The 11,887-nt window shown below is 77.2% G+C and carries 11 protein-coding genes and 2 tRNA genes; 8 read left to right on the top strand and 5 right to left on the bottom strand.

From position 1 onward, the window contains the following. Positions 1–14: 14 nt before the first annotated feature. The 3 genes from LO771_RS06275 to LO771_RS06265 form a co-directional block, all read right to left on the bottom strand. Positions 15–386: a transcriptional regulator gene (locus tag LO771_RS06275; RefSeq protein ID WP_230648861.1), complete on the bottom strand. Its 372-nt coding sequence runs from the start codon at positions 384–386 to the stop codon at positions 15–17. After that, positions 383–1,213 (bottom strand): hypothetical protein, encoded by an 831-nt coding sequence (locus LO771_RS06270; protein WP_230648859.1) that lies wholly within the window; start codon positions 1,211–1,213, stop codon positions 383–385. Before LO771_RS06270 ends, LO771_RS06275 begins: the two co-directional genes overlap by 4 nt. A 715-nt stretch (positions 1,214–1,928) precedes the next feature. Continuing rightward, complete coding sequence (locus LO771_RS06265; protein ID WP_230648857.1) at positions 1,929–2,153, bottom strand: hypothetical protein; 225 nt, start codon at positions 2,151–2,153, stop codon at positions 1,929–1,931. 191 nt (positions 2,154–2,344) lie between these two features. Here LO771_RS06265 and LO771_RS06260 point away from each other — a divergent pair, with 191 nt between their 5' ends. The 5 genes from LO771_RS06260 to LO771_RS06240 all read left to right on the top strand — a co-directional run bounded on the left by LO771_RS06260 (position 2,345) and on the right by LO771_RS06240 (position 8,852). After that, entirely contained in the window at positions 2,345–2,857 is a 513-nt protein-coding gene (locus LO771_RS06260; RefSeq protein WP_230648855.1) for an STAS domain-containing protein, read from the top strand. Between the two features lie 243 nt (positions 2,858–3,100). Next, positions 3,101–4,714 carry a DUF4331 domain-containing protein gene (locus LO771_RS06255; RefSeq protein WP_230648853.1) on the top strand — a complete coding sequence of 538 codons (1,614 nt, stop codon included), beginning with the start codon at positions 3,101–3,103 and terminating at the stop codon, positions 4,712–4,714. Positions 4,715–4,955: 241 nt separating this feature from the next. Continuing rightward, positions 4,956–6,485, top strand: coding sequence for a lipopolysaccharide assembly protein LapB (locus LO771_RS06250; RefSeq protein WP_230648851.1), 1,530 nt, complete (start codon positions 4,956–4,958; stop codon positions 6,483–6,485). After that, on the top strand, positions 6,482–8,074 hold the full coding sequence (locus tag LO771_RS06245; protein ID WP_230648849.1) for a nickel transporter: 1,593 nt from the start codon (positions 6,482–6,484) through the stop codon (positions 8,072–8,074). Before LO771_RS06250 ends, LO771_RS06245 begins: the two co-directional genes overlap by 4 nt. A gap of 217 nt (positions 8,075–8,291) precedes the next feature. Beyond that, positions 8,292–8,852: an N-acetyltransferase gene (locus tag LO771_RS06240; protein ID WP_230648846.1), complete on the top strand. Its 561-nt coding sequence runs from the start codon at positions 8,292–8,294 to the stop codon at positions 8,850–8,852. A gap of 44 nt (positions 8,853–8,896) precedes the next feature. On the opposite strand, the gene LO771_RS06235 is transcribed toward LO771_RS06240, so the two are convergent. Together LO771_RS06235 and LO771_RS06230 are read right to left on the bottom strand one after the other, a co-directional pair. Then, positions 8,897–9,562, bottom strand: coding sequence for an SDR family oxidoreductase (locus LO771_RS06235; RefSeq protein ID WP_230648844.1), 666 nt, complete (start codon positions 9,560–9,562; stop codon positions 8,897–8,899). A gap of 180 nt (positions 9,563–9,742) precedes the next feature. Next, positions 9,743–11,011, bottom strand: a complete 1,269-nt coding sequence (locus tag LO771_RS06230) for an amidohydrolase family protein (RefSeq protein ID WP_230648843.1) — start codon at positions 11,009–11,011, stop codon at positions 9,743–9,745. 232 nt (positions 11,012–11,243) lie between these two features. Between LO771_RS06230 and LO771_RS06225 the strand changes: the two genes are divergently transcribed. From LO771_RS06225 to rpmG, 3 genes are all read left to right on the top strand, one after another. Next, positions 11,244–11,316, top strand: a tRNA-Thr gene (locus tag LO771_RS06225). 29 nt (positions 11,317–11,345) lie between these two features. Next, positions 11,346–11,418 (top strand) — tRNA-Met (locus LO771_RS06220). Between the two features lie 84 nt (positions 11,419–11,502). Then, a complete protein-coding gene (gene rpmG, locus LO771_RS06215; protein WP_004571794.1) occupies positions 11,503–11,667 on the top strand; it encodes a 50S ribosomal protein L33 in 165 nt (54 codons plus the stop codon). The last annotated feature ends 220 nt before the right edge of the window (positions 11,668–11,887 follow it).

Here is an 11,887-nt window from a genome sequence, read left to right as displayed (position 1 = left end):
GCCCGGGGTGCGGTTCAGTCGGCTGCGCCGGGCGCGGGGCGGGGAGCCTCGAGGCGCAGCACGAGTGCACGGAGGGCCCGGAGTTCGGCGTCCAGGGCCTGCGCGCCCTCACGGGTCAGGGTCACCCACGTCCGGGGTCGTCGACCGGTGTAGCCCTTCTCCACGGTGATCATTCCGGACTCCTCCAGCACCTTCAGGTGCCGGGAGAGATTTCCGTCGGTGACGGCCAGGTGCCTTTTCAGGAAGCCGAACTCGACCCGGTCGGCCTCGCGGGCAACGGTGAGGACGCCGAGCCGCACGCGCTGGTGGACGGTGTCGTCCAGCGCCTGGGTGGGATGCAGCTCCTCTTGGCCGTCCTGCGCAGCGGTCGAGTCTTCGACGCTCATGGGACGACCGTACCTGCACCGGCGACACCGGGCGCGCCCCGGCGGCGGACCGCTGTCCACTCGTACAGGCCGGCGAGGAGGGGGATCGCAGCGAGCAGAAGGGCCTTGGCCTGCGGCCCGTCGGACCAGCCGGGGTGCGCGGGGTGCTGCCAGGGAAGCCATCCGCTGCCCCAGGAGGCTCCCAGGTACTGCGTGAGCAGCAGGGCGTGAGCAGTGCCGGCCGCTGCGGCGATCCAACTGCGTTCGGCAACGCCGAGGGCGAGGAGTCCGACGCCGACCAGGTACCACGGGGAGGCGTACCTGTTCTCCAGCAGCGCCGCCTCCCACGGCTGGTCCTTGCCGAACAGCAGCGCCGCCAGAGCTGCCGTGATCACCGTGGTGGCCGCAGCGGTCACGCGGACCCACATGCCTCGTCGGGGGACGATGCCCCGGGCCTCGCCGCGCACGCGATACCAGCGGGCGAAGACGACCCATGCGAGGGGGAGGAGCGCGAACCACACGCCCCATGCCACGAAGCGCAGGACGGCTCCGTCGAACTCCCCCTTCAGGCACGGGGTTCCCTGCTCGTGGACGACGCACAGGCCGGTCAGCTCGGCGTAGGCAAAGGCCGGATAGGACCCGATGAAGCGCCCGTGGGCTCCGAAGTTGAAGGCGTACCGGGCGACCGGAACGGCCGCCAGTGCAAGGAGTCCGAAGCCGAGGAGGGGAGTCCATGCCCCGTTGGTCTGCGTACGGGTCCTCGCCCGGAGGCCTTCCGTCGCAGCCAGCAGGGCGGCTGCGGCCGCTCTCGGCTCCGGCTCCGCGCCGCTCGGTGCCGATGTTCTCATCTCTCCCCCTTGTGGCCGGCGCTTCGGCAGCGCTCGTGGGCGGACCGCCAGAAGGGCGCGCCCGCCGAAGGCCTAACTTTGCAACACAAAGTACATGGCATACAAGAGTAAGCCGCGTGCCGGCAGCATCAGGAGGCCCTTCGAAGGGGCAACGGCAGGCAGGCCGGCTGATGGTCCGAAGAGACGGCAGCGACTGCTCCGCTCACAGTCCGGGGCGCATGAGTCGTGCCGGACGCGCGCCAGGCCGGACGGGGGCCGGGGGAAGCGCCGGGGAATCATGCGGCGGCCCACCAGGGGCTCCACCATCCTTGGCCGCAGGTCAGGACGGCAGCTGGGGCAAGAAGACGCGAACTTTTCCACCTCGCGACCCTCTCCAGCCGTCGGTGACGGGCCGATGCCACCGTGGGGCACGCGCGGGGCGCCGTACTCCCGACGCCGGGCGCTCCTGGCCGGAGGATTCACCGTGCGGTCCTGCAGATCTGTCGCGCGGGCTGCCCAGGTTCGAACCCTGCACCCGCCGCGGGCAGGGCGAAGCACTTCGGCCTCCGCGGTCGGGGCCCTTCGCGCCGTCCTGGTTGCCGGTCCCCGTGGGCGGGAGCGTGCCACGGCTGCGGACGGGTGGTCCGGCGTCCGGTGCCCACCGGGGGAGCGGACCTGCGCCGTCCGGGGCGGTCGTCCCTGCCTGCTGCGGGCGGGGCCGGTCGGTGCGGCGTCCTCAGAAGAGCGTCGCGGCCGTCCCCCGGTGCTCGGCCACGCCGGGGAGCGGGTCCTGCCAGGCGGTCGCCTCGGAGAGCGCCATCTGCCGCATGCTGCCCTCGCACAGGAGGAGCGAGCGGCGGTCCTTCTTGTGGTCGTGGACGACGCCGTAGCCCGCCCGGCGTGTCGGCACGAGGGCGACCGGCCGTCCGCAGGTCGGGCACTGGACTCTGGGTGCGCGCATACCGACCAGGGTGCAGCAGGACACCGACAGGCGGCCAGGGGAGCCGCCCCGCCCGCAGGGGCGGGGTGCGGCCCGGTCGCCGCACGGACCGGCGGATCCGGGACCAACGGAACCTTGACGGGGCGGTCCTGGTCAGTACACGATCGGAATCCCGGGGACCACCACCGGGGCCTCCGGGAGAGGAGCAGGCCATGCACCGCAGCCGGCTCTCCGCGTCCGCCCCCTGCTTCGGATCCGTCGTGGTCCTGCGGGGTGAACTGGACCTGCTGACCGCCCCTGCCGCCGACCGGCTGTTGCGGGAGGCCGCCGAGAGCCATCCCGGGTGCGACCTGCTGGTGGACATGCGCGAGGTGACCTTCGCCGACTGTGCGGGGCTGGGCCCGCTGGCGTGCGCGGCGCGGCGGGCGCAGGAACGGGGCGGCACGGTGACCGCGATGGTCACCGCCCCCCGGCTCCTGGAACTGCTGGCCTGGACCCGTATCTCCGAGGTGGTGGCCGTCCTGCCCTCGCTCGACGGGACGCCGCAGTCGCAGCCCCGACCGCAGGCGCAGCCCCGACCGCAGGCGCAGCCCCGACCGCAGTCGCAGGGACAGCCGCAGGGACGGAAGCAGCCGCGAAAGCAGCCCCGGCCCGCATCCGCGGCCGGTCCCGCACCCGCACCCGCGCCCGGCCCCGGGGCGCCGGCCAGGCGGCTTCCCGCGTAGGCCCGGCAGGGCCGCGCCCGGCACCCCGCCGCGCGCCCCCGTACGGCCGCGCGCCCCGCCGCAGCGGGGCCGTCCTGCAGAAACCGGCGCCGGGACCCGGCCGTACCGGCGCCCCCGCGCGTACAGAGGGCAGGGGGCGGAACGACGACTTCCGCGCGGTGGCCGGGCCCACGCCCCCCGGGGGAGGCACCCCCAGGGCCGGCTCCGCACAGTCTTTCGCTGCGCGCGGAGAGGAAGTACCGCATGTCCTCAGCCATGCCCTCCGGACCGGTCGACGACGGCGCACATCCGGGAGGTGCCGATCCCGGACCGCCCGTACGCCGGCGCCGCCGCACCGCCTTAGCGGCCGCGTCGCTGCTGGCCTCCGGCCCGCTCGCCGCCGCCGCGCTGGTCGTCCTGCAGGCGACGCCCGCGGCGGCGTCCAGCCACCGCGAGGCGCCGCTGATCTCGGGCCAGCCGCAGTACGACAACACCGACCTCTACGCCTTCGTCAGCCCCGACAAGCCGGACACCACGACGCTGATCGCGAACTGGACCCCGTTCGAGGACCCGACGGGCGGTCCCAACTTCTACCCGTTCCCGACCGACGCCCGCTACGAGGTCAACATCGACAACGACGGGGACGCCCTCCCCGACCTCGTCTACCGCTGGTCGTTCCGGACCAGCACCCGCAACGGCAGCACCTTCCTCTACAACACCGGCCCGGTCACCAGCCTGGACGACCCGGACCTCAACGTCCGGCAGACGTACGACCTGGAGCTCGTCCACCTCAGCCACGGCCACCGCACCTCCGTGCAGAAGCTCGCTGCCAACGCCCCGGTCGCCCCGTCCGACGTGGGCAGGGCGTCCATGCCCGACTACGCGTCGCTGCGCCACCACGCGGTGAGCAGGCTCTACGACGGCTCCACGGGCTTCGCCGGCCAGGCCGACGACCCGTTCTTCCTCGACCTGCGGGTCTTCGACCTGCTGTACGGCGGCGACCTCTCCGAGGTCGGGGACGACACCCTGCGCGGCTACAACGTCAACACGGTCGCCCTGCAGGTGCCCACGCACATGCTCACCGCCGACGCGCAGCACCCCGTGATCGGGATCTGGTCCACCACCTCCCGGCAGTCCGCTCTGAGCAAGGACTGGGAGCAGGTGTCCCGGCTGGGGAACCCGCTGGTCAACGAGGTGGTCATCCCGGTGGCCGAGAAGGACCGGTTCAACGCCTCCAAGCCGAGGGACGACGCGCAGTTCCTGCGCCGGGTCACCAATCCCGAGCTGCCGAAGCTGCTGGAGGCCGTCCACAGGATCCCGGCGCCCGCCGAGCCCCGCGACGACCTGGTGCAGGTCTTCCTCACCGGCGTCCCGAAGCTCAACGAGGTCGTGGGCGGCAGGCCGTCCGAGGTGCTGCGGCTCAACACCGCGGTCAGGCCCGCCGCCGAGCCCAAGCGGCTCGGCGTGCTGGACGGCGACACGGCCGGCTTCCCCAACGGGCGGCGGCTCACCGACGACGTGGTCGACATCGCCCTGCAGGCGGTGACCGGCGAGCTCAGGGGCGCCAGGAGCGACCTGGGCGACGCGGTCGACGCCAACGACGTCGACTTCGAGAAGGCGTTCCCGTACGTCGCCCTCCCGCACGCGGGCTCCGACGCCCCCGGGGCCAGGGGCGCGTCGGCGGGCGGGGCCCCGCAGGCCGGCGCGTACGGGCAGGCGGCCGCCCCCGAGAGCGGCCTCGCCGCCCTGGCCGGAGGCAGCGGCGGCAACGGGATGGCCGTCGGCATCGGGCTGGGCGGCGCCGTGGGCGCGGTGCTCCTCGCCGGGCTCCTCGTGGGGCGCCGCAGGCGCCGCCGCAGCGGCGCGCACGCCCGCTGACCCGGTGGCGCCCCGTTGCCCGGTGACTGTCCGCCGACGCGGTGAGGTCCGCCGACCCGGTGACGGGCCCGGGCGGCGCGGGTGCGGCCGGACCGCCGACCCGCGCTGCCCGGACCGCCGCACCCGCCTCCCGCCCGGGCCCGTCGGCCCCCGCCCTGTCCTCGTCCCCCGCCGGGCCCCGTCCGCCCGCCGAGCCCCGGCTGCCCGCCCCGTGCGGAGCAGCACCGGGAGGAGACCCCGCATGCCGCCCCGCGCCGCCTCCGTCCGCCGCGCCGCCGCCCTGTGCGCCTCCGTCCGCCAAGCCTCCGTCCGCCGCGCCGCCGTCCTGCAGGACGCCGACCGCCGCGCCACCGCCTTAGCCCTCGCGGCCGCGGGCATCGCCGCGGCGGCCTCCGTGGCCGCCGTCGTCCTCGGTCCCGCGCCCGCTCCGCGGCCGCAGGCCGTCCGTCCGCCCGTACCCGTCCGTGTCGCGCCCGCCGCGGCCCCCCTGGACCGCCTCGGCACGGGTGACCTGGCCCGGGGCATCGCCGCCCTGCAGGCCCGCCTCCGGGCCCGGCCCCGCGACGACGCCTCCTGGGCCGCCCTCGGCCAGGCGTACGTCGAGCAGGCCCGCACCACCGCCGACCCCGCCCGCTACCCGCAGGCCGAGCGCGCCCTGCGCACCTCCCTGCGGCTGCGCCCGCAGGGCAACGACGCCGCGGTGGCCGGCCTCGCCTCCCTCGCCGCGGCCCGCCACGACTTCGCCCGCGCCCTGACCGAGGCCGACCGGGCGCTGGCCCTCAACCCGTACGGGGAGCGCGCCCTCGCCGTCCGCATCGACGCCCTGGTCGAGCTCGGCCGGTACGAGGACGCCCGCCGCGCCGCCGAGGAGGCCGACCGCCGCCGCCCCGGCATCCCCGTCTTCACCCGCTGCGCGTACGTGCTGGAGCTGCGCGGCGACACCGCGGGAGCCCGCCGCGTCCTGCTGCGGGCCCGCGCGGCGGCCACCGCGCCGTCCGACGTCGCGTACACCGCGACGGCCCTCGGCGAACTCGCCCGCAGCCGGGGGGACCACCGGGAGGCGCTGCGCCGGTACGCCGAGGCGCTCCGCGCCGACCCCGGCAACCTCGCCGCCCTGGAGGGCCGGGCCCGCACCCGCGCCGCACAGGGGGACCTGAGGGCGGCCGCCGCCGACATGGCCGCCGTCGTGCGGCGCTTCCCGCTGCCCGACAAGCTGGCCTTCCTCGGGGACCTGGACACCGCCCTCGGCGACCGGGAGCAGGCCCGCCGCCAGTACGCCGTCACCGGCGCCTGGACCGCGCTCGCCCGGGCCGGCGGCGTCGCCACCGACCTGGAGACGGCCCTGGTGGCCGCCGACCACGGCGACCCGGCGGACGCCGTGCGGGCCGCCCGCGCCGAGTGGGGGCGGCGGCACGGCATCCACGTGGCGGACGCCTACGCCTGGGCCCTCCACCGGGCCGGCGACGACCGCCGCGCCCTGGACCTGGCCCGCCGCGCCACGGCCACCGGGTACCGCAACGCCCTCTTCCTCTACCACCGGGGGATCATCGAGAAGGCGCTCGGCCGCGACGCCGACGCCCGCCGCAGCCTGCGCGCCGCCCTCTCGCTCGACCCCGGCTTCGCCCCCCTGGACGCACCGCGCGCCCGGGCGGCCCTCGCCGCGCTGGGCGGCGCCGGGCCGGACGGCGCCGGGCCGGACGGCGCCGGGCCGGAGGGCGCCGGGCCGAGGGGCGCCGGCCCGGGCCGTCCCGCCGAGGGGAGGACGCGGTGAGGAGGGCCGCGGCACGCGCGCTGCGGCTCGCCGGTGCCGCCGCGGCGGCGGCCGTGCTCACGGTCGCGGGCGCGGCACCCGCCGCCGCCCACCCCCTGGGCAACTTCACCGTCAACCGCTACGACGGCCTGGCCGTCGGGGCCCGGCAGCTGCTCGTCGACCACGTCGAGGACCTCGCCGAGATCCCCGCCGCCCAGGTCCTGCCCGACGTCGACGCCGACCACGACGGCACCGCGGCGCCGGCGGAGCTCGCCTCCTGGGCGCGGACGCGCTGCGCCGCGGCGGCCCGCGGCTCGGCCGTGGCCGTCGACGGCCGCCGGACCGGGCCGGTCGCCGTGGCCCGGTCCGCTGCCGAGCCGCGTCCCGGGCAGGCCGGACTCCGCACGCTGCGCGTCGAGTGCCTGCTCACCGCCGCCCTGCCCGCCGTGCCCACCCCGTCCGGGACACCCGACGCGCCGGATGCGGAGCGTGCGCTGGTGTTCACCGCCGCCCGCGGCGACGGCGCGCCCGGCTGGCACGAGGTCACCGCCCGCGGCGACCGCACCACGCTCACCGCCTCGGACGTCCCCTCCGCCTCCCGCACCGCCCGGCTCACCGCCTACCCCCGCGACGCCCTCTCCTCGCCGGCGGACGCCACCGGCGCGACGCTCCGGGTCCGCCCCGGCGGACCGGCGCTCGCACAGCCCGGAGCCCCCGCCGCAGCACCGGCCGGCATCCTGCCGCGCGGCGCCGACCGGCTGTCGGAGGCGCTGACCGGGCTGGTGGCCCGGCACCGCCTCACGCCCGGGTTCGCCCTGCTCGCGCTGGGCGCCGCCCTGGTCCTGGGCGCGCTCCACGCGCTCGCCCCCGGGCACGGCAAGACGATCATGGCTGCGGCGGCGGTCGCGGGCCGGGGGCGGCGGCGGACCCTGCGCGACGTGTCGGCCCTGGGCCTCACGGTCACCCTCACCCACACCCTGGGGGTGCTCGGCCTGGGCCTGCTGGTGGCCGCCGGCTCGGCCGCCGCGCCGTCGGTGCTGTCGTGGCTGGGCGTGGCGAGCGGACTCCTGGTCACCGCCGCCGGGTTCACCCTGCTCCGCACCGCGCTGCGGGACGGCGGCCACGGGCACGGGCACGGGCATCACGACCACGACCACGACGGCCACACCCATGACGGCCACACCCATGACGGTCATGACCACGACGGCCATGACCACGACGGCCACGGCCACGACCACGGCCACCGGGTCCTGGGCGGCAGCCGGTCCCTGCGCGGTGTCGTGGTGATGGGGCTGGCCGGCGGCATGGTGCCCAGCCCGTCCGCCGTCGTCGTGCTGGTGGGCGCGGCCGCCCTCGGGCAGGCGTGGTTCGGCGGACTGCTGGTCCTCGCCTACGGCGCCGGACTGGCGCTCACCCTCATCGGCGTCGGCCTGCTGGCCGTCCGCGCGGGGCACCGCCTCACGCGCTGGGCGCACGTCCGGACGCGCGCCCCCGGCCGCGCCCGTCTGCTGGGGGCCGCCTCCCGTCTGGTCCCGGTGGGCACGGCGGGGCTGGTCCTGGCGCTGGGCTGCGGTCTGGTGCTGCGGGGGGTGGCCGCCGCCGTCGGGTGACCGCTGTCCGCGCCGCCCCGCTGCTCCGGTCCGCCCCCCGCCGATCCGCCGGCCGCCCCACGGCCGCGGCCTCCGGCGGGTACGGTGGCCGTGGCCCTCCCGCGCGGCACGCCTACTGACTAATCATCAGAAATAAACGTTCCCAGGGCATATGACGGTGCCGCATGGTAGAAAGCACCGCACGCGGGGAAGGCGCATGCTCGGAGGGGAGGCCGGGATGGGGGAGACCGTCGTGGTGCGGCAGGCCGGGCCCGCCGACGTGGCCGCCGCCGCCGACCTCTGGTACGCCTCCCACCAGGTGCGCCGAGGTGGCCGGGCGTTACCCGAGGAGCGGCACGAACTGGCCCAGGGCCGGATGGCGGACCCCGGCTGCCTCCTGCTGATCGCGGAGGACCTCGGTGTCCCGTACCGGCCGGCCCCGCAGGACCCCGCGGCCGCCGGGCCGCCCCCGATCGTCGGATCCATCCTCGGCGAGCCCGCCCGCGAGGACGACGGGGCGGGCGGGCCGGTACCCGGCCTGCTGCACATCGCGCTGGTGTCCGTCCACCCCGACCAGTGGGGGCGGCACGTGGGACGGCTGCTCGTCGAGGCGATGCTCGCCCGCGCCGCGGTCCGCGGCTACCGCCAGGCCCAGCTGTGGGCGCACGCCGACAGCACCCGCGCCAACCGCCTGTACCGGGCGGTCGGCTTCCGCCGCACCGGACGCGCCCGCATCGACGACTGGGGCGAGCTCGTGGTCCAGTACCGGCGCGACCTCGCACCCCGCCCGCCCGGCTGAGCGGACGGCCCGGACGGACGGCCGCGCGGCCGGGCCCCGTCGGCTCACCCGTGTTCCGCGACCGCCGCCACCGCCTCCGCGACGGGCACGTCCCCGCCCACCAGTTCCAGCGTCAGCCCGGCCGTGCCCGGCTCGTCCAGGAGCGCCGCCAGCACCGCGGCGACGTCCTCCCGGTCCACCTCGCCGCGCCCCGTGGACCCGGCCAGCCGCACCCGCCCGGTCCCCGGACCGTCCGTCAGCCGCCCCGGCCGCAGCACCGTCCAGTCCAGCGCCTCCCGGCCCCGCACCGCGTCGTCGGCGGCGCCCTTGGCGCGCAGGTAGGCGCCGAATACCGGGTCCCGGCCGTCGGGGGCCGCCGCGTCGGCGCCCATCGAGGAGACCATCAGGTACCGGCGCACCCCGGCCTGTTCGGCGGCGTCCGCGAGCAGCACCGCGGCGGCCCGGTCGACCGTCTCCTTGCGGGCCGTCCCGCTGCCGGGGCCGGCGCCCGCGGCGAAGACCACCGCGTCCGCCCCCTCCAGCAGGGCGGCCACCTCGTCGGCGGAGGCCTGCTCGAGGTCCAGGACGAGCGGTTCGGCCCCCGCGGCGCGGAGGTCGTCGGCGTGCTGCGGGTTGCGGACGATCCCGGCCACCGAGTCGCCGCGCCCGGAGAGGATCCGCTCCAGGCGCAGGGCGATCTGGCCGTGTCCGCCGGCGATGACGATGCGCATGGGGCGAGCCTATGCGTGGGGCCTGCGCGCCGCCGTGCGCCGCGTCCGCCCGGCGCGTCGCCCCCCTCCGCACCCCGTCGCGCCACCCCGCGCCCCGAGGAGCGCCCGCCGGGGCCCGCCGCCCCGGCCCGGCGTCCCGGCCCGGCGTCCCGATCCGCCGCCCCGACCTGCGGTCCCGGCTCAGCGGTCCGGCGGCGTCCACTCCGGCGGCACGGCGCGGGTCTGCCTCGGGAGGGCGAGGGCGGTCGTGTCGGCGAACTCCCGGACCGCGCTCGTCCGGCTCGCCACCCGCCCGCCGTGCACCACCAGGCGGCTGTGGCCGCCCGCCAGCACCCCCGGCAGGCTGTCCCCGCGCACCGCCAGCAGCTCCGCCGGGAACCCGGCCTCCACCCGCACCTCCGGCAGCCCCAGGACCGCCCGGGCCCCCGTGCTCACCGTCTCGTACGCCGCCACCGCGTCCAGCCCGCCCGCGGCCGACAGCAGGAACGCCGCCTCCAGTGGGTCGGCGCGCCCCACCGGGTTGCTGGAGTCGCGCAGTGCCCCGCTGCCCGCGGCCACCGCCACGCCGGAGCGGCGCAGCACCCGGGTGGGGGAGGGGAACGGGAACGGCGGCCGGGCGGGCGCGGGCGGTCCGCCGGACCCGGTGCAGGTGCCGCTCTGCGGCAGGCAGACCACGGCCACCCCGGCGGCGGCCAGCCGGTCGGCGCAGCGGGTGGCGGCCTCGTCGGGGAGCAGGCCGAGCCGCGTGCAGGGCCCGATGACGGCGCGCGGCCGCACCGAGCCCAGGACGCCCGCCAGCCGGGCGAGGCGCGCCGGGTCGCCGCCGTCGGTGTGCAGGTCGACCGGGCAGCCGAACTCGGCCGCGATGCCGGCCAGCTCCTCGACGTACCCGGTGGGGTCCGGGTCCAGGTCGGGGCAGCCGCCCACGGCGTGCGCGCCCAGCTTGAGCGCCTCCCGCAGCATCTCGCGCTCCGCCGCGCCCGCCGCGCCGGTCAGCAGCCGGGGCATCGCCACCGCCTGGAGGTCCACCAGGCCGCGCAGCGCCCGGCGGGCCTGGAGGACGGCCTCCAGCCGAGCCAGGCCGTGCACGTCGCCGATCCGGACGTGGGTGCGCTGGGCGGTGGCGCCGTACCCGAGCGCGGTGAGCGCCGCCTCGGTGACCCGGCGGAGCAGGTCCTGGCCGTCGTCGGGGGGCGGGCCGGCGTGGGCCGCGGAGTAGGCCGCGTCCAGGTGGGCGTGCGGCTCGGCGGGGGCGGGGAGCAGCAGGTAGCCGTCGAGGGCGACGCGCAGGGTGCGCGGCACGCCCGGCCCGGCGGGCGCGGGGCCGAGGCTCCCGGCCGTGCCCACCGCCTGGATCCGGTCGCCGCTGATCCTGACGTCCACCACCCGGCCGTCCAGCAGCCGGGCACCGCTCAGCAGCAGGGTGTGCGGCGCGCCGTCCGCCGTCATGCGCGGCTCCTTCCGCCGTCCACCGGTGACCGGCCGGCGGGCCCCGGGAGGGGCCGGCCGGAAGATCGATGGGGCGAGCGTAGGCCGCGGGGTGCGCAACCGGCGGGAGGCGGGCATTAGTCGTACCGGTACGGGGCGCCCGGGCCCGGCGGCACCGTCCTGGCCTGGGAACCTGCGGGCCGGATACGGATTTCACCTTCGGCCCGGAACCGTGTAATCTCTTCCTCGGCCCGCCCCAATAGCTCAGTCGGCAGAGCGTCTCCATGGTAAGGAGAAGGTCTACGGTTCGATTCCGTATTGGGGCTCTGGTGACCAGGTCCTTCCTGGCCATCAAAGCGGTGTAGCTCAGTCGGTAGAGCAAGCGGCTCATAATCGCTGTGTCACCGGTTCAAGTCCGGTCACCGCTACCCCGCGTAGCCGGTCGGGGGGATCGCACTCCCGATCGGCTACTCTTGTTGCGTTCATCCGTCTGTTCCGAGGAAGGCACTCCTGTGGCTGCCACCGACGTCCGCCCGAAGATCACGCTGGCCTGCGTGGAGTGCAAGGAGCGGAACTACATCACCAAGAAGAACCGGCGCAACGACCCGGACCGTCTTGAGATGAAGAAGCACTGCCCCCGCTGCAACGCGCACACCGCGCACCGCGAGACCCGCTGACCCCAGCGTCAGGCCCAAGGCTCCAGGCCGTCCCCCGTGCGGGGACGGTCTGGAGCCGTTTGGTGCGCCCGCGTCCGTACCGGTGCGCCCCGGCCCGATAGCCTCGGCCCCGGGTGCCGCGTGATCCGGGCGCCGGGGCCGTGTCCCCGGCGGCGCGGACCGCGGTGCCGCAGCCGTCACGCCGCAGGCGCCGTGCCGCAGCCGCCGCGGCCGTCGCACC

Source organism: Streptacidiphilus sp. ASG 303, from assembly GCF_020991365.1.
In the GTDB taxonomy this organism is placed as follows: Bacteria; Actinomycetota; Actinomycetes; order Streptomycetales; family Streptomycetaceae; genus Peterkaempfera.
This window is presented reverse-complemented; position numbering and strand designations above follow the sequence as displayed.

Bases quoted from the DNA above. Each gene is read 5' to 3' on its own strand.
- LO771_RS06275 (WP_230648861.1), bottom strand. From the start codon at position 386: ATGAGCGTCGAAGACTCGACCGCTGCGCAGGACGGCCAAGAGGAGCTG.
- LO771_RS06270 (WP_230648859.1), bottom strand. From the start codon at position 1,213: ATGAGAACATCGGCACCGAGCGGCGCGGAGCCGGAGCCGAGAGCGGCC.
- LO771_RS06265 (WP_230648857.1), bottom strand. From the start codon at position 2,153: ATGCGCGCACCCAGAGTCCAGTGCCCGACCTGCGGACGGCCGGTCGCC.
- LO771_RS06260 (WP_230648855.1), top strand. From the start codon at position 2,345: ATGCACCGCAGCCGGCTCTCCGCGTCCGCCCCCTGCTTCGGATCCGTC.
- LO771_RS06255 (WP_230648853.1), top strand. From the start codon at position 3,101: ATGTCCTCAGCCATGCCCTCCGGACCGGTCGACGACGGCGCACATCCG.
- LO771_RS06250 (WP_230648851.1), top strand. From the start codon at position 4,956: ATGCCGCCCCGCGCCGCCTCCGTCCGCCGCGCCGCCGCCCTGTGCGCC.
- LO771_RS06240 (WP_230648846.1), top strand. From the start codon at position 8,292: ATGGGGGAGACCGTCGTGGTGCGGCAGGCCGGGCCCGCCGACGTGGCC.
- LO771_RS06235 (WP_230648844.1), bottom strand. From the start codon at position 9,562: ATGCGCATCGTCATCGCCGGCGGACACGGCCAGATCGCCCTGCGCCTG.
- LO771_RS06230 (WP_230648843.1), bottom strand. From the start codon at position 11,011: ATGACGGCGGACGGCGCGCCGCACACCCTGCTGCTGAGCGGTGCCCGG.